The organism is Luteimonas sp. AC640a (assembly GCF_979256585.1).
The window spans coordinates 162,850-184,594 of the sequence record NZ_CEEDOV010000018.1 but is presented as its reverse complement, the minus strand read 5'-3'; the positions used below and the strand labels follow the sequence as shown (position 1 = coordinate 184,594).

Here is a 21,745-nt window from a genome sequence, read left to right as displayed (position 1 = left end):
CCGATGCGGCCGGGGCATGTGGGCGTTCGTGATCACCCCATCGCGCCCGGACGTGACGCCGGACGACGGGACGCCGCATTCGGCATGTCGCCATCCGGCGCGATAAGGACGGTACTGGATCGGACCACCCGCGCATGCTGCGGGCGCGGATGATCAGCCGCCGCCCAGCGCGTGCACGATCTCGACCTGGTCGCCTTCCATGATCGCGTGCGACGCATGTCGACCGCGCGGCACGATCTCGCCGTTGATCTCGACCGCGACGCGGCGGCCGGCGAGGCCCTGTTGCGCGAGCAGTGCGGCGATGGTGCTGCCGGTATCGATGGCGAGATCCTCGCCGTTGAGTCGGATATTCATGGCGGAATTGTCGCCGCTTCGTGCAGCCGGCGCACGCGTGCCGCACTGCGGCGTGCCGGCGCCGGAAACGACATGGGATGATCCCGCGATTCGGCGCCATGCGCTGCCGGATGGACCGGCGGGAACGCGCCGGCCAACGTCAATTTCCAGGAGAACCCCCAGATGTCGTCCAGGCCCATCCGTGCCGCCCTTGCTGTCGCGCTCGCCGCGGCCGCCACCCTTCCCGCATTCGCCGCCGACGAGACGTTCTCGCGCACGGTGTTCTTCGGCGACAGCCTGACCGATTCGGGCTATTTCCGCCCGGTCATCATCGGTGCGGTGGGCCCGTCCGGCGCCATCCTCGGCCGCTTCACCACCAACCCCGGCCTCACCTGGGCCGAGCACGTGGCCGACCGCTACGGCACCCGCGCAGATGCGAACGGCAATGGCCAGGTCGGTGACAACTACGCCGCCGGCGGCGCACGCGTGTCGGCAACGGCCATCACCGCGCTGGGCCAGGCACCGTCGCTGGCGTCGCAGGTCAACACCTATCTGACCGCCAACGGTGGTCGCGCCGATGCCAACGCGCTGTACACCGTGTGGGGCGGCGCCAATGATCTGTTCGCAGTCGCCGCGAATCCCGCGCAGGCGCAGCAGATCATCGGCTCGGCGGTCACTGCCCAGGTCGGTCTCGTCGGCACGCTGCAGGGTGCGGGGGCGCGTTACGTCGTGGTGCCGTCGATTCCGGACATCGGCCTGACGCCGCAGTCGCGCGCCGGCGGCGCGGTCGGCATGGCGACCGGCACGGCGCTCGCCAATACCTACAACACGGCGCTTTACGGCGGCCTGGCGAGCCAGGGGCTGCGCGTGATCCCGGTCGACACCTTCCACTTCCTGCAGGAAGTCTCCGCCAGCCCGGCGTTGTACGGCTTCGCCAACGTGACCTCGGCGGCGTGTCGCGCGCAGCCCGGCGTCGGCGATTCGTCGGTGTTCTGCAATCCGAACTCGCTGGTCACCCCGTCGGCGGCCGATACCTATCTGTTCGCTGACGGTGTGCATCCGGCCAGTCGCGCCCACGAGATGATTGCCGATCTCGCCATCGCGATGATCGACGGCCCGCAGCAGATCGCGGTGCTGCCGCAGTCCGCGACCGTGACCGGTCGCGCGCGCGCTGATCGCATCAACAACCGCCTGAGCCTGGCGCCGGCCCGCAGCGAGGGCCGCAGCTGGTGGGTCGACGTGCGTGCCGACATGCAGCGCTACGACCATGGCGATGCCTACGACGGCGTGGGCCCGGCGCTGACCGCGGGTCTGGACTGGACCTCGGGCAACACGACCTTCGGCGGCTTCGTTGGCTACGGCAAGCAAGGCAACGATTGGGGCATGCGTCGCGGCAACTGGGACCAGACCGAAGCCACCGTCGGCGGCTTCGTCGGCTGGCGCGCCGACAGCGGCGCCTGGGTCAATGGGCAGCTGAGCTACACCTGGCTCGACTTCGACACCGACCGCACCGTGCAGATCGGTCCGGCGACCCGCGTGCACTCCGGCCAGGCCGACGGCAGCAACGTGACCGCCGCGATCGGCGCCGGCTGGAACTTCGGCGAAGGCGCGCTGCAGCACGGCCCCGTGTTGTCGCTGGTTGCGCAGCGCATCGAAGTCGATGGTTTCGCCGAAAGCGATCCGATGCTGTCGAGCTCGCTGGCGTATCCGTCGCAGGACATCGACTCGCTGATCGGCAGCGCCGGTTGGCAGTTCGCGTACGCCGCCAGCGACGTGTTTCGTCCATACGCGCGCGTCACCATCGACCGTGAGTTCGAAGACGCACCGACCGAGGCCTTCGCGCAGTCGCAGTCGCTGCCTTCGACGCTGCCCTACGCCGTGCCCGCGCGCGGCTACGACAACAGCTACGGCACCGCGACGCTGGGCACGCAGACGAAGCTGTTCGGCCTCGATGCCAATGTCGGCGCCAGCCTGACGGTCGGCCAGAAGGGCGGCAGCCACACCACCGCGTTCGCGACGATCGGCGCCGGCTTCTGAGGCCTGCGTCTGCAGGCAACGGCGCCCGGGTGGCGTCGTTGCCAATGCGCGCAGGGCCGGCATAGACTGCCCACCTCGCGCGGGTGTAGCTCAATGGTAGAGCTGTTGCTTCCCAAGCAACTGACGAGGGTTCGATTCCCTTCACCCGCTCCAACAGGGTTCGTGACATCCGTGCGGCGATACCAGCGAACTGGTGTCGCCGTTTTCGTTGGTGGTCCGTCTCTGCTCGGTGTACGTCCGTCCGGTGATTCGATGAAACTCGCGATCCTCTCCCGCAACACCAAGCTCTATTCGACCCGTCGTCTGGTCGAGGCCGCGCGCGTGCGCGGGCATACCGTGCGCGTGCTCGATCCGCTGCGCTGTTACATGCGCATCAGCAGCGAAGGGTTTTCGATGCGCTACAAGGGCAAACCAGTCGTCGGCTACGACGCGGTGATCCCGCGCTTCGCGGCATCGGTCACGCGCTACGGCAATGCGGTGCTGCGCCAGTTCGAACTGATGGGTACGTTCGCGCCCAATCCGTCGGCGGCATTCGCGCGTGCACGCGACAAGTTGCTGTGCCAGCAACTGCTCGCCGCCGAAGGTCTCGGGCTGCCGGTCACCGTGTTCGGCGACAACCCCGACGACACCGACGATCTGCTGGCGATGCTCGGTCCGCCGCCGCACGTCATCAAGCTCAACGAAGGCAGCCAGGGCGCGGGCGTGATGCTGACCGAGAAACCGTCGGCATCGCGCGGTGTCGTCGAGGCGTTGCGGGGGCTCTATGCCAGTTTCGTCATGCAGGAGTTCATTGCCGAGGCGCAGGGCGCGGATCTGCGCTGCTTCGTCGTCGGTGACCGCGTGATCGGTGCGATGCAGCGTCAGGCGCCGCCCGGCGATTTCCGCTCCAACCTGCATCGCGGCGGCACCGCCAGTCCGGTCGAGACGACACCCGAAGAACGCGCGGCAGCGGTGCACGCGGCGCAGGTCATCGGCTTGGGCATCGCGGGCGTCGATCTGATCCGCTCCGCACGCGGTCCCCTGGTGCTGGAGGTCAATGCCTCGCCGGGCTTGGAAGGCATCGAGGAGGCGACCGAGGACGACATCGCCGGCGGCATCATCGAGTACCTCTCGGCGCACGTCGCGGCGAAGCCGCCGTCCCGGCGCATGCGGCGGGACGTTTCGAACGGAACTTGAACGTTTTTTTTCCGGATTTCGACGGTGCGTCGCCTAATCTGCACGTCCGGAATGCGCTCGCGCTCTCTCTCCGCCCCGGGTGACCGGGGCCGCAGCGGATGACGGCAATCGGGGCAATACTCTTTCGACCCGGGCGGTTTCCGCCCGGGTCTTTTTGTATCCAGCCCAGAGTGGCCGCGTCTGATGGAAGGCGGTATGCGATGTCAAAGCAGGCCGGCTGAATTTTGTATGCGCGACGACGACGGTCGCCGTGGAAGCATTGCAGCGCTGTGCCATCATCCGGCGCAGACCCGTATTCACCGAATGCGCGCCCCCGCGGGCGCGACGCCAAGGACACCCAATGCACATCCTCGTCATCGAAGACAACCAGGACATCGCCGCCAATCTCGGCGACTATCTTGAAGACCGCGGACATACCGTCGACTTCGCCGCCGACGGCGTCACCGGCCTGCATCTGGCTGTGGTCCACGATTTCGACGCGATCGTGCTCGATCTCAACCTGCCGGGCATGGACGGTCTCGAGGTCTGCCGCAAGCTGCGCAACGATGCGCGCAAGCAGACCCCGGTGCTGATGCTCACCGCGCGCGACAGCCTCGACAACAAGCTCGCAGGTTTCGATTCGGGCGCCGACGACTATCTGGTCAAGCCCTTCGCGCTGCAGGAAGTGGAAGTGCGCCTCAACGCGCTGTCGCGTCGCGGCAAGGGTACGCACACGCGCGTGCTCGATGTCGGCGATGTCGAATACAACCTCGACACGCTGGAAGTGCGTCGCGGCGGCAAGCTGCTGCAGCTCAATCCGACCGCGCTGAAGATTCTGCAGTCGTTGATGGAGGCGTCCCCGGCAGTGGTCACCCGTCAGGAACTGGAAACCCGCGTCTGGGGCGAGGAACTGCCGGATTCGGATTCGCTGCGCGTGCACATCCATGGCCTGCGTGCGGTGATCGATAAGCCGTTCGATATTCCGTACATCCAGACGCGTCACGGCATCGGCTACCGCATCGCGGTTCCCGATGCGGTCACCTGAGGCCAGCGAGGGCCGGCCGGCCCGCACGCGGGGTCGCCGCCGCTACCGGCGGCGCCTGCGCAGTCGCATCATCCTGTCGTTCGTGCTGCTCGGGCTCGGGCTCACGACGCTGTTCGCCTTCCTGACACAGGAGGCGCGCGACCGCGTCGAGAACACGCTGGTCGAAGATCTGATGAACCGCAACATCGACGAGTACGCGCGCCGCTACTACGTCGACCCGACACGCAATCCCGCCGCGCCGGTGCAGCAGATACAGGGGCGCGTGATCCGGCGGGACCGGTTCGAGGAACTGCGGCGCGACCAGCCCGACTGGTACGAGCTGGGCGACGGCATTCATAACCTCAGTGGCGTCGACGAAGACGGCACGCCTTTCATGTACAAGCTCGCAGTGCGCAAGACGCCTGACGAGTGGTTCTTCCTCGCCTATGACATGAGCGAGACCATGCGCGGATCGACCCAGTTCCAGCGTGCGATCTTTGGCTCCGTGGTGCTGGTCTCGCTGCTGTCACTGCTGATCGGCTGGTGGTCGGCGGCGCGCGTGATGAGTCCGGTGTCGGCGTTGGCGAACCGCTTGCGCAGCGCCGGCGACACGTCGACGCCCGAGGCGCTGGCGCCGCATTTTCCGGACGACGAAGTGGGTCAGCTGGCGAGTGCGCTTGATGATTACGCGTTCCGTTTGACCGAAGTGGTGCAACGCGACCGTGAGTTCAACGCCGACGTGAGTCACGAACTGCGCACGCCGCTCGCGGTGATCAAGGGTGCGGTGGAACTGCTGCTCTCGCGCCCGGAACTCGACGACAAGACCCGCACGCGCCTGGCGCGCATCCAGCGCGCCGAGCAGCAGTGCACCGATCTGATCAGCGCCTTGCTGCTGCTCTCTCGCAATGAGCGCGGGCATGGTGCGACCGATGTCGGCCGCGTGGTCGAGCAACTGTTCGACGCGCACCGCGGGCAACTGGCTGGCAAGCCGCTGACGCTGCGGCTCGAAGCAGGCGCGCAACCGCTGGTCGTCGACGCGCCCGAGGCTGCGGTCACAGTCGCGCTCGGCAATCTGGTCGGCAACGCGATCAAGTACACGCTGGAAGGCGAGGTGGTGGTGCGGCTGGGCGAGCACACCGTCGAAGTCGCCGACTCCGGTCCCGGCCTCAGCGCCGAGGACGCCGCGCGGCTGTTCGAGCGTGGGTATCGCGGCACGCACGCCGAGCACTCGCAGGGCGGCGGCATCGGCCTGTCGATCGTGCGGCGTCTGTGCGCGTTGTACAGCTGGCAGGTGCGTGTGGTGCCGGGCACGGTGCGCGGTGTCGTCGCGACGCTGTCGTTCCGGCCCGAACGACCGTCGATGCCGGCCGACTGATGCCGCCCTCGCGGCGCGAACGTGGAACGGGCTTCCAAGCCTCTACAGGCTCACCCACCAGCAACCGAGATGCCGGCGCAGCGCGAACACGGTCGTCACCGTGCCGCTGCCAGTCGCGCCGGTCTGATCGATCCGCAGCGAGGTCGGCGGACGCTCGGGAGCCGCGGTCGGAATGTCACGCGCGCTGACCCAGCCGGAGAATCCCGTGCGGTCCTGCGTGACCACGGTCTGCGCTGGTCGCTGCGCGGTGATGTTGACCAGCGGTCGCTGCGCGATCGCATCGAGTCGTTCGAGGATCTGGTAACCGCCGCTCTGGCTCAGCCCCTGCCAGTGATAGAGGCCGGCGACGCGATTGGTATCGCGCTGGTCGATCGCGAAGCTCAGTTCCTGGATCAGGCCGCGCAGCTGACGTTGGCACCCGATCCGCGGGAGCGTGGACGGCGCGGTGCCGCGTCGCGGTGTGCTCGTCGTCGCGCCGACCGCCGAGCACGCGCGATCGGTGTAGATCGTGCCGCCGTCGGGCGCGGTGCAACGTCGCACCTGTGCAGAGACCGCTGCTGGCGCGCACACAGCCGCGATCGCCGAAGCGGTCAGCAGCAGGGCGGGGTAGGGGCGGCAGGGCATCGGCGCAGCCTAACGGCTGGCCGGTGATGGCGACAGTGGCCCCCGGGCCGTTGCCTCAGGACAGGCGTGCGAGCACGGCCTGGGTCGGCTTGGACAGATTGAGCGTGTAGAAATGCAGCGCCGGTGCACCGCCGGCGATCAGGCGTTCGCACAGGCTGGTGACCACGTCCGCCGCCAGTTCGCGGATCGCATCGACATCGTCGCCATGCGCGGTCATCTGCCGCTGCATCCAGCGCGGAATCTCGGCGCCGCAAGCCTCGGAGAAACGCCGCAGCTGGCTGAAGTTAGAGATCGGCATGACGCCGGGAATGATCGGAATCTCGATGCCAGCGCGACGCACGCTGTCGACGAAATGGAAGTAGGCGTCGGCGTTGTAGAAATACTGGGTGATCGCCGCGTCCGCGCCGGCGTCCACCTTGGCCTTGAAATGGCGCAGATCCGCGCGCGCATCATCGGCCTGCGGGTGGATCTCCGGATAACAGCCGACTTCGATGCGGAACCGGTCGCCGAACTCGCTGCGAATGAAGGCCACAAGGTCGGCGGCATAGCGCAGATCGCCGGGGTGGCCCATGCCGGATGGCAGATCGCCGCGCAGCGCGACGATGCGGTTGCAACCGATCGCGCGGTAGAGCTTCAGCAGTTCGCGGATCTCCTCCCGGCTGCCGCCCACGCAGGATAGATGCGGCGCAGCGTCCAGCCCGTGCTGCTGCTTGAGCCGGCGCACGGTCTCGGGCGTGTGGCTCAGCGTCGAACCACCGGCGCCGAACGTGCACGACACGTATTCGGGCGCATGCGCGGCGAGTTTCTTCGCGGTGCGATCCAGCTGGCTGCGCTGGTCGTCGTTCTTTGGCGGATAGAACTCGAAGCTGAGCGGGAGCATGCGCGGCCTGCGACGACGGAGTGCGCACGATTGTATCTCTTGATCGCGATGAATGCGAAGACCTGCCCATCGCAGCGCCGGGTGGAACACGCCTTCCCGCCGGCTCCAACCGCCGGGCACCTATAATTAAGCGGTCGCCCGGCCATGTGCCGGGCCGTGCCCTTCGACGGTCCTGACCGCCGACCGGCGTCCTCCCCCAAGGATCCCGTCATGAAAAAATTCCTCAAGGCCCTCGTCGGCCTCGTTGTGCTGGTGGCGATCGCCGCTGGACTGTTCCTCTACTGGCCGCTGTTCGAACGCGCGCCGCCCGAGCCGGAAAACGCCGAGCCTGTTGATGTGGTGCTGATCGGCGCCGGCGTCATGAGCGTCACGCTGGCCACTTATTTGCAGGAGCTCGAGCCCGACTGGCGCATCGAGATGTACGAGCGCCTCGATGGCGTGTCGCTCGAAAGTTCGGATGGCTGGAACAACGCCGGCACCGGGCATTCGGGGTTCGCCGAACTCAACTACACGCCCGAGCGCGAGGACGGCAGCATCGAGACCGCGCGTGCGGTCGACATCGCCGAGCAGTTCGAGATCTCGCGCCAGTTCTGGTCGCACCAGGTCGAAGCCGGTCGTCTCGGCGCGCCGACCGATTTCATCAACGCCACTCCGCACATGAGCTTCGTCTGGGGCGATGCGAACATTGATTACCTGCGCCGTCGCCACGCCGCGCTGTCGAAGGAGCCGCTGTTCAACGGCATGGTGTACTCGGAAGATCCGCAGCAGATCGCCGCGTGGGCGCCGCTGATGATGCAGGGGCGCGATCCCGCGCAGAAGATCGCCGCGACCTGGATGCCGCTCGGAACTGACGTGAATTTCGGCGTGATCACCCGCCAGCTCACCCAGGCGCTCGAGCGCAGTCCGAACTTCGGCCTGCATTTGCGTCACGAAGTGCGCAAGCTGCAGCGCGAGGACGATGGCGCCTGGACTGTGGCCGTGCACGATCTCGCCACCGGCACCACCCGTTCGATCCGCACGAAGTTCGTGTTCGTCGGCGCCGGCGGCGCGGCGCTGACGCTGCTGCAGCACTCAGGCATTCCGGAAGCCGCGAACTACGGCGGCTTTCCGGTCGGGGGTCAGTTCCTTGCCGCCGACAACCCGGCCGTCACCGCGCGCCACGAGGTCAAGGCTTACGGCAAGGCGGAAGAGGGCTCGCCGCCGATGTCGGTGCCGCATCTCGATGCGCGCAAGCTCGACGGCAAGCCGGTGCTGCTGTTCGGCCCGTTCGCGCTGCAGAGCACGCGCTTCCTCAAGCACGGTTCGTGGTTCGACCTGTTCTCGTCGGTCAACAACCACAACGTCGCCGGCATGATGCGCGTCGGCGCGGAGAACCGGGATCTGGTCGGCTACCTCATCAGTCAGGCGCGCTTGTCTGACGCTGATCGCATGGCCGAACTGCAGAAGTACTACCCGGATGCGCAGCCCGCCGACTGGCGCCTGGTGACGGCGGGCCAGCGCGTGCAGATCATCAAGCGCGATCCGGAGAAGGGCGCGATCCTGCAGTTCGGCACCGAGATCGTGACTGATGCCGACGGCAGCATCGCCGCGCTGCTGGGCGCGTCGCCGGGTGCGTCGACCTCGCCCAAGATCATGCTCGACGTGATGCGCAAGGCCTATCCGGCGCAGATGGACGGCCCCTGGCGCGAACGCATCGCGCAGATCGTGCCGTCGTTCGGCCACACGCTCAACACCGATGTCGCGCTGACCAATCGCATCCGCGGCATGACCAGCCGCGTGCTGCAGCTGCCGTACCACGAGGTGCCGGGTGCGGCGATCGGTGACGGCCAGCCGCCGGCCGCGAACGACGCACTGCACGGCCCCGACGAAGGCCCGGACGACGCCGAGCTCGACTGGCGCATGCAGGCGCTGTGATCGAATGTTTGTCGTGAGCGGAAACAGAAAGGCGGGCCTCTTCGGGCCCGCCTTTCTTCTTGCGCGATGCAGGCGCGTTACCCTGTCGCGCCCTCGCTGACGACTGCCCGATGTCCATCGTCCTCACGCCCTTTGCCCGCCCGCGTCTGTTTCCCCGCACGCCGCGCGGCAACACCATCCAGGACATCACGCCTGCGCAGTTCGAGGCGCATCTCAACAGTGAAGCGCCGCACGCCGTGCTCGATGGCTACGCGCCGTTCTGCAAACTGCATGTGCACCGCAATTGGACCTCGACGCGTTGCCTGACCGTGCCGATCACCGATGCCAACCGGCACCTGCTGCGCTCGGCGTACGAGACGCGCAACAGTGCGGAACTGCCGGTGCTGGTGCGCTGGTTCGAAGGCGTGGATTCGCCGCGGGCGGAGTATCTGGTGGTGATCCTCTACAGCGCCGAACAACTGGCGAAAGAGGGGGCGCCGATCGACGCCGACTGGGGCATCGTCGGCTGCATCTACACCGCCGAACCCGAAGAGATTCCGATGGCCCCGATCACGATGCTGCGCAACGCGCTGGGCGTGGAAGAGGGCGGTTCCGGCGTCCCGCTCGACCGCGAGGCCTACCGTCGCAGCGTGGAGTTCTGGGAACGGAACGCGAACTGGCGGCCTTGAGGCTGCGACGTCAGTTTCGAAGCGTGAGACCTGCGAGTGTCGCCGCGTACAGCGCGGCGCCGTAATGCGGCGCGTGCTGCGGCGTCTGCAGTCGGAACGCGGGTGAGATTGCCTGTAGCGCGTCGGCGAACGGCCTGCACAGCAGATCGCCTTCGCCAGCACTGAAAGCGCCGCCCGAGTAAGACACCGGCGTCGGTTCGTCGTGCTCGAATTGCAGGGCCTCGCGCAACGCAGCGGCAATCGCGGCGAGTTCCGCGCCGGCATCGTTGAAGATGCGTTGCGCGATCGCATCGCCCTGGGCGGCTGCCTGCGCGACCACCGGCGACAGCTGCGCCAGTTCGCCGCGGGCGAACGCCTGTCCGCCGTAGATGCGCGCGCAGGCGTCCAGATCCTCGGTGATCTGCAACGCTTCACGGAAGAGCGCGTGCAGCGGGCCGCGCGGCAGGCGCCCGTCGCTCATCCGCGAGAACGCATTGAGCCCCCGCGTCGCGATCCAGTACGCCGAACCTTCGTCGGAAAACACTTCGCCCCAGCCGCCCGCACGCGCGTCGCGGCCGCGACGTTGGCCATAGCCGATCGAACCGGTGCCGGCGACAATATTGATGCCGTCGGCGCAGGCCAGCGATCCCGCCCAGCCGCAGACCATGTCGTTGCCGCAGGTGTAGCGCTGGTGACCGAGCAGTACGCCGGGTATCGCGTCGAGAAGCGGGGTGACCGTGCTGTCTTCGCCGTGTGCGGGCAGGCCGAAGAACGCATGGTCGATCGCTGCCGCGTCGATGTCGGCCTGCCGCAGCACGTCGGCCAGACCATCGGCGAGTATCGCGCGCACGCCATCCAGTCCGACCTGCGGATGGTAGCTCGTGCCGCGCTGCGCCTCCGCCGCGACCGCTCCTTGGGCATCGATCAGAACGAAGCGGGTCTTGGTGCCGCCGCCGTCGACGCCGAGGTAGCAGGCCGCCATGCTCAATCCACCATCGGATGCAGGCGCACGCCCTGGACGACACGGTTCACCGTGCCCTGCGCGTTCGGACTGTCCGGGCGGATGTGCATCGCGCGCGAGGCGTGGAATGCGAACAGCTGCGCGACGGCGATGTAGGGCCACAGCAGGTCGACATCGCCGGCCTGAGCGAGGCCGGGCACGGTGCATGCGTCCGAGCTGTTGCCATGCGGCGCCCCTGCGGTGATCTCCATCACGTGTCCGGCCGCACCATCGCCGCGCAGTTCATCGAGCAGGTCGAGATCGTAACGGCGGGTCAGCGGGTCGTTGGAGACGAACACGCAGACGAGCGTGCGAGGGGTGATGAAGGTCTTGGGACCGTGGCGGAATCCCATCGGCGATTCGAAGCACGTCGCCACGCCGCCGTTGGTGAGTTCGCCGAGCTTGAGCGCGGCTTCGCGCGCCAGGCCCTTGAACAGGCCGCTGCCGAGCCAGGCGACGCGGTCGAAACCCGCCAGTGCCAGTGCGCGCGCCTGCGTATTGGCCTCGGCGATCACGCGTGCAGTGGCACGCGCGATGGCCCCGACGCGGAAGCCCAATGTGTCGGGTCCGCTCAACGCCGCCAGCGTGGCGTACATCATGCAGCTGAAGCTGGAGGTCATCGCGAAACTGACGTCGTGGGTTTCTTCGGGCAGCAGCAGCGTCATGACCTGGCGCACGCGGACCTTGCCCAAGGCGCCATCGGCGTTGCACGTCACTACCAGATGCCGCACGTCGGCGACCAGGGTTTCGGCGAGCTCGACGGCGGCAACGCTTTCCGGACTGTTGCCCGAGCGTCCGAACGAGACCAGCAGCAGCGGCTGGGCCGGATCGAGATACAGACGCGGTGCGCTGACGATATCGGTCGTAGGAATCGCATCGACCCGCGCGGCGAGTTGCCGATCGAGCAGCGGTGCCAGACATTCCCCGATGTAGGACGAGGTGCCCGCACCGGTGAGGATCACGCGCGCGGCCGGATTGCCGGTCACCGGGTCGACGAACGCCGCGATCTGCGTGGCGAGCGCGGCGACCAGCGCGTGCGTGCGCTCGAGCATGCGCGGCTGCTGTTCGATTTCGCGCGCGGTCCACAGCGCGCCGCTGGCGGAGAGCTCCGCTTCCGGGATGCCGAGGAGTTCAGGAGAGTGCATGGGGACGGCTTGCATGGTGGTAGTCATCGAGGGTGGTTGCGATGTGGGCCATCACGAGGGCGGCGGGATCGAGCGATGCGTGGTCAGCGCGCAGCGAACGTAGCGCCTGCGGCAGGTATTGCCCGACCAGCGGCATCGGCGGCGGCGTCTCGCGCAGGTTCGCGAACAGGCGTGTGCAGGCCTGTTCGATGGCCGGGTCCGGCCAGTAATAACGGATGCGGTCGCTGAGGCTGTATTGCAGGTCGATCGTCAGCGCATCGCCGCTGCTGTGGTAGTAGCGCTGCCAGTAGCCGGGCGCTGCGTGCAGTCGCGCGAGGGCGGTATCACGCAGATTCGCGCGCCGGGCCGGCGCAATCCATTCGCGCTCGATCGCATCCAGTGCCCACAGTGCTTCGCGCAGGGCGAATGTCAGGCCCGGCCCGACCTTGAGGATGGCGAAGTGATCGCGCACCAGTGCCGCCAGCGCGTCGCGGGTCTGGTAGTCGGTCGAGTGCGCTTCGAACACGAGCCCCGGCAGCGGGGCGATCGCCTCGCTGAGCGCGCGTGCAGCGTCGGGTGCGTAGTCGATGACCTGGTGGTGGTCGAATTCCACGCCCGGCTGCACGACCGATGCGATCACCCGCGTCCACGCGTCCTGCAGGCCAGCCGCGGCGAACGCATCGCGGTGTGCGTCGATCGTGGCGAGTGCGGCGGCGGGTGTGGTCACCGCGAGCCCTTCGATGTCCTCGGTCGCGCCGCCAGGCACTGGGACTTCGGTGCCGATCACGTAGACGGGGGGCTCGCCGCCGGCCTGTGCGTACGCGGCTTCGGCCGCGTGGCACAGCCGCACGGCGCGTTCGACGATCACTGGCTCGGGCAGCGGGACCGGGTCGCCCGCGCAGGACATCGAACAGTCGAGGTGGATCTTGCGGAAGCCGGCCGCCACGTACGCGGCCACCATCACGTCGGCCTTGGCCATCGCGGCATCGGCGTCGAGCGCGGTCCATGGATTCGGGCCGAGATGGTCGCCGCCGAGCGCAATGCGTACGCGATCGAAGCCGACGCGCGTGGCGATGCCGTGCACGAACTCGACGAAACCGGCCGGCGTCATGCCGGTGTAGCCGCCGTCCTGGTTGACCTGGTTGCAGGTGGCTTCGATCAGGACGACCGGCAGGTCATGGCGCTGCGCATGGCGCAGTGAGGCCTCCAGCACCAGCGGATGGGCGCAGCAGATGGAGGTGATGCCGGCCGCGTTGCCGTTCTTGTGGCGCGCGACCAGATCGAGCAGGGCATGCATTGCGGTTCTCGTTCGGAAAAGGAAGTTACGGGTCGACGGCCACAGTTGGCGTCGCGTCGCGTTCGGGTTCCAGCGCGAGCAGAACCGAAGCGATCAACGCCAACAGCAGGCCGACCAGCTTCAGCGGGCCGGGCACAACGCTGGCCAGGAGCAGCGCGAGCACCGCCGTGATCAGCGGCGCACCGGCGTTGGTCAACGGCGCGACGACGATCGCCTTGCCGTAACGGAACGCGTAGACCAGGCACAGCGCGCCGATCGCATTGAGCACCTGGATCGCGGCGACCCGCCACGGGCCTTGCAGCCCGGTCTCGATCGGCTGGCTGAAATCGGTCATGAGCCAGGCCACCGGTGCGAGCAGCAGCGCGCCGAGCGCCATGTAGAAGAAGATGCTTTCTGCGCGCACCACATCGTTCGCACGCTTCATGAAATACGCCTGCACGCCCCATGCGGCCATGATCAGCAGCGACAGCACGAACCAGCCCAGCCCCTCGCCGTCGGCACTTCCGAAGCCCAGGTCCAGCAGCGGCAAGGCCAGCAACGCCAAGGCCACGCCGATCGCGCCGATGCGCGTGGTGCGCTCGCGCAGCAGGGTGAACGACAGTGCGATGGTGATGACCGGCGACAGCGAGATGATCGGGAAGATGAAGTACGCCGGGCCCAGGGTCAGGGCCTTGAACAGCAGCATCTGGCCGCCGGCGCCGAGCAGGCCGATCGTCAGTCCGTAGCCGATCGCACGCGCGCTGCGGTCGACGGTCCAATCGTTACGCCACAGGATGAAGAGCGCAGGCGGCACCATCGTCAGTGCCCAGACGCAGTAGACCAAGGTCTCGGGAAACGCGGGACTGGCGGTCAGACCCGACAGCGCGCCCCAGACACCCCACAGCACCACCGTCGACAGGGCGTACCACAACCAGGCGCGGCGGGCGCCGCCGGGTGTGATCGCAGTCGTACTCATGCGGCGCCGTCCGGTGTGGCCTGCAGCAGCATGAACTGTTCGAACGACGCGCCGGCCAGGGTGTCGCTGCGCGCATCGACCGTGCCCAGGTCGGTGCCGTTGAACAGATCGCGCACGCGGTAGCGGCCACGGCCCAGGCCGCGCAGTTGCAGCGGGCCATTCCATTGATCGGCATAGAACGCGTAGTACAGCGCGCCATCCTTCGCGATCACGTGGGTCTCGGGTTTGTCGAAACCGATGTCGTAGAGCGTGCCGAGGTAGTCACCCTTGGGCAGCATGTGGTCACGGTAGAGATCGATCCACTTGCGCCACAGCGCTTCCTTCTCCGCGTTGAGCACCAGGCCGCCCGGCGGCATGTCCAGCTTCGGATCGGGGATGTCATTGGGCCAGGTGAACTTGGTCGAGATCACCGCGCCAATGCCCACGCTCGATGCGAAGTCCGCGCCGCCATCGGACAGTTCCACGTGATCGCCGGCATAGCTGCCGCGCTTGCCGATCAGCGCCTTGATCGTCTTGCCCTTGTGCCGCACCTGCCATGACGACAGCGGATCGGACGACGGGTACTGGTCGGTCGCGGGCATGTTGTGGAATGCGAACGCGGTGCCGCATGGGCAGAGTTCGACCACCGCGTCCGGGTTGGCTTCATGCGCGGCGTCGTGGATCGCCTGCCAGAACGTGGCGACCGCCTCGCAGGATTCCATCGGGTCGGCGTGGTTGTGCGCGGGGTTATAGCAGGGCGCGACCGCATTGAGATGCTGGCCATCGAGCTTCAGGCCTTCGAAGCCCCAGTCACCGATGATCTTCTTCACCAGTGCGACGTAGAAATCGACGGTGGGCTGGTAGCCCGGACACTGGGTGAACGCATTCCACCAGGTCACGTCCTGGCTGGCGCCGTCCTGGTCGAGCAGCAACATGTCGGTGTGGCGATACAGCACTTCGCTGCCGGGATCGGCCGCGAGCGGCGCCAGCCACAGCCGTGCGCGCAGGCCCTGCGCTTTGATCCCCTGTACGAACGCACGCATGTCGTCCTCGCCACGCGGGAACTTGCGCAGGTCGATCTGCCAGTCGCCCTCGTTGGTCTGCCAGCCGTCGTCGAGCACCACCCATTCAAAGCCCAGCTCCTTCACCTTGGGCAAGGTGCCGAGCACCTGTTCGGTGGTGAAGTCGCGCTCGTAGCCCCAGGCGCACCAGATCGGCGCGAAAGCCGAGGCCGGCACTTCCGGGGCGGCGATGCCGATGTCGGCCATCCAGCCGGTGTAATGCAACAGCGCGGCGAAATAGTCGCCGGTATGCACGCTGACGAAACTGCGATCGCTCGCCAGGCTGTCGCCCGGCGCGAGGGTGGATGGGCGCAGGCCTTCGATCGCGATGCGTGCGCCGGTGTCGGTGCGCGCGACCGGCAGGTCGAGGAGCCGCGGCTTGGGTTCAACGTGGCCCACAGCCAAGCCCACATCGCGTCGCCAGATGTTGGCTACGGGCGTGCCGCCGCCGTAGTCGGACGAGTCCATCGCCAGCGTGTTGCGCTGGTCGAAGCCCTCCACCAGCGGTTGCACCCAGTCGCGGCGGTCGGTGTGCGTGGCGCCGGAGAAGCTCCAGAAGCCGTCACCGGTATCCGCCATCTCGTGCGCGGCGTTACGCCAGCCTGCGAGTGCGAGCGGCGTGTCTCCGTCATTGCGATAGCGCGTCTGCAGCAGCGCCATGCCCGGATAGCGCTCGTGGAAGGTCAAAATGACGGTCTTCTCGATACCGCCCGTCGAGCGGCCGCGCAGCGTGTGCCGGCGCCCCGCACCATGACGCCCATCGCGCACGCGTTCGATTTTCTCGTCGACGAACGCGAAATCCTCGAGGGCGGTGCCGTCGTCGAGCAGCAGCGCCTCGCTGGCGTCAAAGCCGGTGATCGCCTGTCCCCGTGCCGAGATCCGGCTGTGCAGCGCGGCGTCGAATTCGATCGACAGCAGGCTGTCGTGGGCGATGGCGCGTGATGCGCTGGCGGTCGTCGGGCTGGCGGCTTGCACCAAAGGCAGCGCAGCAGCGTAGGCCGCGGTGCCGGACACGAGCTTGAGGAGGGTGCGGCGACGGATCGGCAGCATCTGCTGGATTCCCCTTTCGATCGATGTCGCCGGAGTCTGCCTTTATCTCGGAATAGCTGCAACAATTATCTTTCGTTATGTGTTAAAAAAGTTTCGTTTCAATAATCGACTTGGGTGAAGCATGCGTCTGCGCCATCGTCCTGCTGTGTTGTTGTGGCCGTGCCTGCTGCTCTGCGCCTGTGCCGGCACCTCGCCCGGTCCGTCTGCGCAGCCCGCTGCGGCGGCGCCGGATCGCTATGCAATGGGCGATTTCGCCTCGGTGCGCAAGTTCGACGCGCACGTCCACGCCAATGCCGATTCGGGCGCGTTCCTCGAGGCCGCGCGCACCGATGGCTTCGAGCTGTTGTCGATCAACGTCGACTATCCCGCGTTTCCGCCGGTGCCTGTGCAGCACGCGATCGCGTTGCAGCAGGCGGCCGCAGACCCGTCGCGCTTCCACTGGGCGACGACGTTCTCCATGCAGGGGTTCGATGCGCCGGGCTGGGCCGACGCCACCGGTCAGGCGCTGGCGGCGGACGTCGTCCGTGGCGCGCTTGCCGTCAAGATATGGAAGAACGTGGGCATGGTCGAGAAGGACGCGGCGGGCCGTCTGGTGATGCTCGATCATCCGGGCCTGTTGCCCGTCATCGACCGTATCCAGGCCCTCGGGGTACCGCTGATCGGACACCAGGGCGAACCGCACAACTGCTGGTTGCCGCTCGATGCGATGACCACCGACAACGACCGCGAATATTTCGGCAACCATCCCGAGTACCACATGTATCTGCATCCCGATCAGCCGGGATACGAAGACCACATGGCGGTGCGCGACCGCTTCCTGGAGGCACATCCGGATCTGCCGTTCGTCGGCGCGCACATGGCCAGCCTGGAGTGGAATGTCGACCGTCTGAGTGCGTTTCTCGACCGGTTTCCCGCCGCCTCGGTCGACCTGGCGGCGCGCATGAGTCAGGTCCAGTACCAGGCGGTGCGCGAGCCCGCGAAGGTCCGCGCGTTCTTCATCACCTATCAGGACCGGCTGCTGTACGGCACCGACCTGACCCAGGAACCGGGCGGCGACCCGCAGGCCTTTCGCCGGTCCGCGCATGCGGTATGGCGCTCTGACTGGATGTTCCTGGCCACCGGCCAATCGCAGCGCATCGAGACGATCCGCGCCGACGTGGCCGGGCTGGCGCTGCCGCGCGACGTCATCGACAAGATCTATTATGCGAACGCGGTACGGGTGTTCATCTCGCCCCGCGGCTGAGCCGGATCAGGCCAGCAGCAGCTCGAAACCGAGATGGTGACTGGCCTCGCGGATCGTGTCCGGCGCATCGGTGTCGGTGATCAACACATCGAGCCCGGACACCGGGATGATCCGGTGCAGGCAAACCTTTCCGAACTTCGAGCTGTCGGTGATGGCCACCACCTTGCGAGCGGCCTCGACCATCTTGCGGTTGAGCATCGCCTCGGGCTCGTGGTGGGTGGTGATGCCGCGCTCGAGATCGAACCCGTCCACGCCCAGGAACAGCACATCCACGTGCAGGGCGTCGAGCGCATCCACGGTCAGGCCGCCGTAGAACGCCATGTTCTTGCGCCGCAGCTCGCCGCCCAGCATCACGATCTCGATGTGTGTCTTGGAGATCAGTGCGCCCAGTACGCCGAAGTCGTTGGTGACCACGGTGACCTCGATATTGGGCAGCGCTTCTGCGAGTCGGATGGCGGTGGTGCCCGAATCGATGGCGATGGTGTCGCCCGGCTTCACCAGGCTGGCGGCGCGCTTGCCGATCCTGCGTTTCTCATCGAGATGAGCGCCGCGCTTGGCCTCGTAGGCGGGCTCGGTCGGCGCCCCCCCGACCACACTGCTGTCGATCGCGCCCCCATAGGTCAGCGCCATGACGCCGCGCTCGGCGAGATAGCGCAGATCCTTGCGGACGGTCTGCACGCTGACTCCGAATCGCTCGGCCAGCGGGTTGACCTGGACACTGCCCTGCTGGCGCACCAGCTCACTAATCTGCAGGCGGCGTTGGCTGGTGTCGCGGGTCGTGATCATGGCGGCTCCGAGGTGCGCCCCGAGTATATCGTGATTTCGTTACATTTCGGTGTTGATGCTAAACGAAACCTGAGCTAGTCTCGGTTTCGTTTTGTAGGTAGCCCCCACGCCACCACATCGAGGAACCCACCGTGAAGACTGTCCGTCCGTTCCGCAATCCGCTCTTCTGCAGCATCGCGCTGGCGCTGGTCGCGCCTGCTGTGGCCTTCGCCCAGCAGCCGGTCCCCGATGATCCGCAGACGCGCGTCGACGAACGGATCGAGTCGCTGGACACGGTCGTGGTCACGGGTGTCCGTGGCAGCCTGGCCCGTGCGGTCGAACTCAAGCGCGACGCAGCCACCGTGCAGGATTCGATCAGCGCGCTGGAGTTGGGCAAGTTTCCCGATGACAACGTCGCCGATTCGCTGAGCCACATCACCGGCGTGTCGATCTCGCGCACGGCGGGTGGTGAGGGCCAGTCGGTCAGCGTGCGCGGCCTGGGACCGGAGTACACGCTGACCACGTTCAACGGCCGCATCCTGGCCACCGACGGTGCCGGCCGCGATTTCGCCTATGACGTGTTGCCGGCCGACGTGATCAGCGGCGCCGACGTCATCAAGGGTGCGCAGTCGTCGCTGACCGAAGGTGCGATCGGCGGCTTGATCAACCTGCGTTCGGCGAGCCCGTTCGACCAGAAGGGCCAGCACGGCGTGGTGCGCGTGGAAGGTGACCACAATCAGATGTCCGAGGAGAACGGGCGCAAGTTCTCGGTCGTCTACAGCAACACGTTCGCCGACGACACCTTCGGCGTGCTGTTGGGCGTGGTCGATGGCAAGCGCAAGGACCGGACCGACATCGCCGGCAATGACGGCGGCTGGACCCGCAACCCGGTGCCCGGGACCGACTGGTCCGGCAATGCCTGGGGCGGCAACATCGATCTGAACGACAACGGCGAACTCGACCCCGAAGAGTACGGGTTGATTGCGCCCGGCCAGTTCCGGGTCGGTTCGATCCTCGAAGAGAAGAAGCGCCGGGCCTATACCGCCAAGTTCGAATGGCGGCCATCGGACAGCGTGCGCATCGTGCTCGATGGGCTGCAGACCCGACTCGATTCGCCGCAGGTCGGCTATCAGCAGTCGTTCTATCCGCTGTTCGCGCCGGGGCGCTGGTCCGACATCACCGTGCAGGACGGCATCGTCACCGGTTTCACGATGGACAATCCGGATCCCGAGCAGCGCCTCAATCCGGAGCTGCTCAACCAGACCGAACACCGCGTGGTCGATACCGACCTCTATGGCCTGAACGCGCAATGGGACGTCACCGATCGTTTGAGCGTGAGCGGTGATGTGTACCGGTCGACCTCCAAGCGCTATTCGGGTGGCCAGGATACGTACGCGGTGTTGCGCATGAACCAGCCCAACGTCGCGCAGATCTCGCTCGACGGCGGTCTACCGAACGTCGATGCTGTTTTCGGCGATGGCCGCGGTCTGGTCGATGGCCTGGCCAGTGGCGCGTTCGGTGCGTCGGACTTCGATACGCATTACCTCGAGCTGCGCGGTGATGACATCCGCGACGAGATCACCGGCGGCACGCTGGCCGGCAAGTTCTATGTCGGCAGCGGCGTCCTGGACACGCTGCACTTCGGCGCCACGCGCACCGACCGCAGCAAGCAGCGCGACCTCATCAACAACACGCTCAACGGCGGCGCCGACTACTACTCGTCGGCGAACGCGATCAACGTCGACGCGCTCGGCGGCAATGTGCTGTCGCAGACATTCAGCCTGCCGAACTTCATGCAGGGCGTGCACAGCACGTTCCCCCGCACCTTCCTCGCCTTCGACGTGCCGAACTATCTGGCGCAGTTGCGCGGGTACGACGGCGCCTTGCGTCCCGATGGCACCGCCTACGATTTCTCGAACGCCGCGCCTCGCTGGAATCCGCTGGAAAGCTATCGCGTCAGCGAAAAGACCGATGCCGTCTTCGTGCAGGCAGACCTGAAGGGCGAGCGCTGGAGTGCCGATGTCGGTGTCCGTCTGGTCAAGACGGAGACGCAGTCCGAAGCGTGGGACGCGAAGATCCTCAGCATCACCGAGTACGGCGCGTTCAATTTCACCGCCCAGTACGCCGATCCCACGCCGATCCGGCAGGAGAGCGACTACACGTTCGTACTGCCGTCGGGCAACTTCACCTGGCGCTTCACCGATGACCTGCAGCTGCGCCTGGGTGCGGCCAAGACGATGGCCCGCCCGCCGGTCAACCAGCTCGCGCCGACCAACACGACCGAAAGCGTCTCCTGGGGCGAATTCACCCAGATATACGGGGGCAATGTCGATCTGCAGCCCTACAGCGCGAAGCAGGGTGACGTGTCGCTGGAGTGGTATTTTTCGGACAAGTCGATCGCCAACGTCGCGGTGTTCTACAAGCGGATCGAGAACCAGATCACCACCAGCTGGGAGCCGGGGCAGGACATCGGCGTCGGCCCGATCCTCGGGCTCGATGGCACACCGATCACCACCGGCCCGACCCTGTTCAATGTGATGCGCCCGATCAATGGCGACTACGCCACGGTGCGCGGCATCGAGGCGGGCCTGCAGCATTTCTGGGAGAACGGCTTCGGGCTGCGCGCGCAATACACCCGCAACTGGTCGAAGAGCATTGTCGGCGACCTCGAGCGCCCGCTTGAAGGCATCGCGCCGTCGGTCTATTCGTTGGGCCTGATGTACGAGAAGGGGGCGTGGTCGCTCGGCGCGACTGCCGACCATACCGACGGATTCGTGACCGCGATCAACGTGCTGGGCGAGGGCTTCAACGAAGAAGCCGATCCGATCACCTGGCTGACGGCGCATGTGTCCTACGCCGTCAACGATCGCTTCGATATTTCGCTTGAAGGCAGCAACCTGCTCGACGACGAGAACACCTACAGCATCAACGGCAATCCGATGCTGCCGCAGGGCTACTACCGCTATGGGCGGTCGGTGACGCTGGGGCTGAGTTACCGGTTCTGACAAGGGGCGGGGCGAAACAGGGGGCGTCACGGCCACGATTTTTCTCTGAAGGAGATGGCGTGGATGAAAAACAATCGGAAGATTCTGGTGGGCAGCGTCTTGGCCGCGGCGCTCGCAGCCGTGGTGGGCGCGTCGCAGGCAGGCGTCCTGCAGCGATGGGGCGACGCGATCGCAGGTGCGGTGTCTCCTGGCGCGCCTGCGGTTCCCGCTGTCGGCGGTTCCAGGCAAGCGTCTGCTGTCTCGTCGCGCGATGCGACGGCGGCTGATCAGGTGCAGG

Annotated in this window: 17 protein-coding genes and 1 tRNA gene; 9 read left to right on the top strand and 9 right to left on the bottom strand. The window is 66.8% G+C overall.

The features are described from left to right. Nucleotides 1-153: 153 nt before the first annotated feature. Nucleotides 154-354, bottom strand: a complete 201-nt coding sequence (thiS, locus tag ACZ9YD_RS14310; protein ID WP_465075936.1) for a sulfur carrier protein ThiS — start codon at nucleotides 352-354, stop codon at nucleotides 154-156. A gap of 162 nt (nucleotides 355-516) precedes the next feature. Here thiS and ACZ9YD_RS14305 point away from each other — a divergent pair, with 162 nt between their 5' ends. The 5 genes from ACZ9YD_RS14305 (at nucleotide 517) to ACZ9YD_RS14285 (ending at nucleotide 5,924) form a co-directional block, all read left to right on the top strand. Then, a complete protein-coding gene (locus ACZ9YD_RS14305; RefSeq protein ID WP_465075935.1) occupies nucleotides 517-2,370 on the top strand; it encodes an autotransporter domain-containing protein in 1,854 nt (617 codons plus the stop codon). Nucleotides 2,371-2,449: 79 nt separating this feature from the next. Beyond that, nucleotides 2,450-2,523 (top strand) — tRNA-Gly (locus tag ACZ9YD_RS14300). A 99-nt stretch (nucleotides 2,524-2,622) separates the two neighbouring features. Then, nucleotides 2,623-3,546 (top strand): 30S ribosomal protein S6--L-glutamate ligase, encoded by a 924-nt coding sequence (rimK, locus tag ACZ9YD_RS14295; RefSeq protein ID WP_465075934.1) that lies wholly within the window; start codon nucleotides 2,623-2,625, stop codon nucleotides 3,544-3,546. A gap of 340 nt (nucleotides 3,547-3,886) precedes the next feature. Next, complete coding sequence (locus ACZ9YD_RS14290; protein ID WP_232148898.1) at nucleotides 3,887-4,570, top strand: response regulator transcription factor; 684 nt, start codon at nucleotides 3,887-3,889, stop codon at nucleotides 4,568-4,570. After that, nucleotides 4,557-5,924 (top strand): sensor histidine kinase, encoded by a 1,368-nt coding sequence (locus ACZ9YD_RS14285; RefSeq protein WP_465075933.1) that lies wholly within the window; start codon nucleotides 4,557-4,559, stop codon nucleotides 5,922-5,924. The genes ACZ9YD_RS14290 and ACZ9YD_RS14285 overlap by 14 nt, the downstream gene beginning before the upstream one ends. A gap of 42 nt (nucleotides 5,925-5,966) precedes the next feature. Here the strand turns inward: ACZ9YD_RS14285 and ACZ9YD_RS14280 are convergent, their stop codons facing one another. After that, entirely contained in the window at nucleotides 5,967-6,548 is a 582-nt protein-coding gene (locus ACZ9YD_RS14280) for a hypothetical protein (protein WP_465075932.1), read from the bottom strand. Nucleotides 6,549-6,603: 55 nt separating this feature from the next. Further along, nucleotides 6,604-7,428: a methylenetetrahydrofolate reductase [NAD(P)H] gene (gene metF / locus ACZ9YD_RS14275; RefSeq protein ID WP_465075931.1), complete on the bottom strand. Its 825-nt coding sequence runs from the start codon at nucleotides 7,426-7,428 to the stop codon at nucleotides 6,604-6,606. Between the two features lie 210 nt (nucleotides 7,429-7,638). Here metF and mqo point away from each other — a divergent pair, with 210 nt between their 5' ends. Together mqo and ACZ9YD_RS14265 are read left to right on the top strand one after the other, a co-directional pair. Continuing rightward, a complete protein-coding gene (gene mqo, locus ACZ9YD_RS14270; protein WP_465075930.1) occupies nucleotides 7,639-9,342 on the top strand; it encodes a malate dehydrogenase (quinone) in 1,704 nt (567 codons plus the stop codon). Between the two features lie 110 nt (nucleotides 9,343-9,452). Next, nucleotides 9,453-10,010, top strand: coding sequence for a DUF3228 family protein (locus ACZ9YD_RS14265; RefSeq protein WP_465075929.1), 558 nt, complete (start codon nucleotides 9,453-9,455; stop codon nucleotides 10,008-10,010). Between the two features lie 10 nt (nucleotides 10,011-10,020). Here the strand turns inward: ACZ9YD_RS14265 and ACZ9YD_RS14260 are convergent, their stop codons facing one another. Genes ACZ9YD_RS14260 through ACZ9YD_RS14240 form a run of 5 tightly spaced genes read right to left on the bottom strand, consistent with a single transcriptional unit; the run spans nucleotide 10,021 to nucleotide 16,455 of the window. Continuing rightward, the gene (locus ACZ9YD_RS14260) at nucleotides 10,021-10,971 is read right to left on the bottom strand and encodes an N-acetylglucosamine kinase (RefSeq protein ID WP_465075928.1); all 951 of its coding nucleotides are present in this window, start codon (nucleotides 10,969-10,971) and stop codon (nucleotides 10,021-10,023) included. 2 nt (nucleotides 10,972-10,973) lie between these two features. Further along, nucleotides 10,974-12,134, bottom strand: coding sequence for an SIS domain-containing protein (locus ACZ9YD_RS14255; RefSeq protein WP_465075927.1), 1,161 nt, complete (start codon nucleotides 12,132-12,134; stop codon nucleotides 10,974-10,976). Then, nucleotides 12,121-13,410 carry a D-tagatose-bisphosphate aldolase, class II, non-catalytic subunit gene (locus tag ACZ9YD_RS14250; protein ID WP_465075926.1) on the bottom strand — a complete coding sequence of 430 codons (1,290 nt, stop codon included), beginning with the start codon at nucleotides 13,408-13,410 and terminating at the stop codon, nucleotides 12,121-12,123. The genes ACZ9YD_RS14255 and ACZ9YD_RS14250 overlap by 14 nt, the downstream gene beginning before the upstream one ends. Before the next feature lie 25 nt (nucleotides 13,411-13,435). Continuing rightward, nucleotides 13,436-14,365, bottom strand: a complete 930-nt coding sequence (locus tag ACZ9YD_RS14245) for a DMT family transporter (protein WP_465075925.1) — start codon at nucleotides 14,363-14,365, stop codon at nucleotides 13,436-13,438. Further along, entirely contained in the window at nucleotides 14,362-16,455 is a 2,094-nt protein-coding gene (locus tag ACZ9YD_RS14240; RefSeq protein WP_465075924.1) for a glycoside hydrolase family 36 protein, read from the bottom strand. Before ACZ9YD_RS14240 ends, ACZ9YD_RS14245 begins: the two co-directional genes overlap by 4 nt. Before the next feature lie 121 nt (nucleotides 16,456-16,576). Between ACZ9YD_RS14240 and ACZ9YD_RS14235 the strand changes: the two genes are divergently transcribed. Continuing rightward, nucleotides 16,577-17,698, top strand: coding sequence for an amidohydrolase family protein (locus tag ACZ9YD_RS14235; RefSeq protein WP_465075923.1), 1,122 nt, complete (start codon nucleotides 16,577-16,579; stop codon nucleotides 17,696-17,698). Nucleotides 17,699-17,704: 6 nt separating this feature from the next. On the opposite strand, the gene ACZ9YD_RS14230 is transcribed toward ACZ9YD_RS14235, so the two are convergent. Next, a complete protein-coding gene (locus tag ACZ9YD_RS14230) occupies nucleotides 17,705-18,484 on the bottom strand; it encodes a DeoR/GlpR family DNA-binding transcription regulator (RefSeq protein WP_465075922.1) in 780 nt (259 codons plus the stop codon). A 131-nt stretch (nucleotides 18,485-18,615) separates the two neighbouring features. Here ACZ9YD_RS14230 and ACZ9YD_RS14225 point away from each other — a divergent pair, with 131 nt between their 5' ends. Beyond that, nucleotides 18,616-21,468: a TonB-dependent receptor gene (locus tag ACZ9YD_RS14225; protein WP_465075921.1), complete on the top strand. Its 2,853-nt coding sequence runs from the start codon at nucleotides 18,616-18,618 to the stop codon at nucleotides 21,466-21,468. Nucleotides 21,469-21,745 lie beyond the last annotated feature (277 nt).

Excerpts from the sequence above, each read along its gene's own strand:
- thiS (WP_465075936.1), bottom strand. The coding sequence starts at position 354 with ATGAATATCCGACTCAACGGCGAGGATCTCGCCATCGATACCGGCAGC.
- ACZ9YD_RS14305 (WP_465075935.1), top strand. The coding sequence starts at position 517 with ATGTCGTCCAGGCCCATCCGTGCCGCCCTTGCTGTCGCGCTCGCCGCG.
- rimK (WP_465075934.1), top strand. The coding sequence starts at position 2,623 with ATGAAACTCGCGATCCTCTCCCGCAACACCAAGCTCTATTCGACCCGT.
- ACZ9YD_RS14290 (WP_232148898.1), top strand. The coding sequence starts at position 3,887 with ATGCACATCCTCGTCATCGAAGACAACCAGGACATCGCCGCCAATCTC.
- ACZ9YD_RS14285 (WP_465075933.1), top strand. The coding sequence starts at position 4,557 with ATGCGGTCACCTGAGGCCAGCGAGGGCCGGCCGGCCCGCACGCGGGGT.
- ACZ9YD_RS14280 (WP_465075932.1), bottom strand. The coding sequence starts at position 6,548 with ATGCCCTGCCGCCCCTACCCCGCCCTGCTGCTGACCGCTTCGGCGATC.
- metF (WP_465075931.1), bottom strand. The coding sequence starts at position 7,428 with ATGCTCCCGCTCAGCTTCGAGTTCTATCCGCCAAAGAACGACGACCAG.
- mqo (WP_465075930.1), top strand. The coding sequence starts at position 7,639 with ATGAAAAAATTCCTCAAGGCCCTCGTCGGCCTCGTTGTGCTGGTGGCG.
- ACZ9YD_RS14265 (WP_465075929.1), top strand. The coding sequence starts at position 9,453 with ATGTCCATCGTCCTCACGCCCTTTGCCCGCCCGCGTCTGTTTCCCCGC.
- ACZ9YD_RS14260 (WP_465075928.1), bottom strand. The coding sequence starts at position 10,971 with ATGGCGGCCTGCTACCTCGGCGTCGACGGCGGCGGCACCAAGACCCGC.
- ACZ9YD_RS14255 (WP_465075927.1), bottom strand. The coding sequence starts at position 12,134 with ATGCACTCTCCTGAACTCCTCGGCATCCCGGAAGCGGAGCTCTCCGCC.
- ACZ9YD_RS14250 (WP_465075926.1), bottom strand. The coding sequence starts at position 13,410 with ATGCATGCCCTGCTCGATCTGGTCGCGCGCCACAAGAACGGCAACGCG.
- ACZ9YD_RS14245 (WP_465075925.1), bottom strand. The coding sequence starts at position 14,365 with ATGAGTACGACTGCGATCACACCCGGCGGCGCCCGCCGCGCCTGGTTG.
- ACZ9YD_RS14240 (WP_465075924.1), bottom strand. The coding sequence starts at position 16,455 with ATGCTGCCGATCCGTCGCCGCACCCTCCTCAAGCTCGTGTCCGGCACC.
- ACZ9YD_RS14235 (WP_465075923.1), top strand. The coding sequence starts at position 16,577 with ATGCGTCTGCGCCATCGTCCTGCTGTGTTGTTGTGGCCGTGCCTGCTG.
- ACZ9YD_RS14230 (WP_465075922.1), bottom strand. The coding sequence starts at position 18,484 with ATGATCACGACCCGCGACACCAGCCAACGCCGCCTGCAGATTAGTGAG.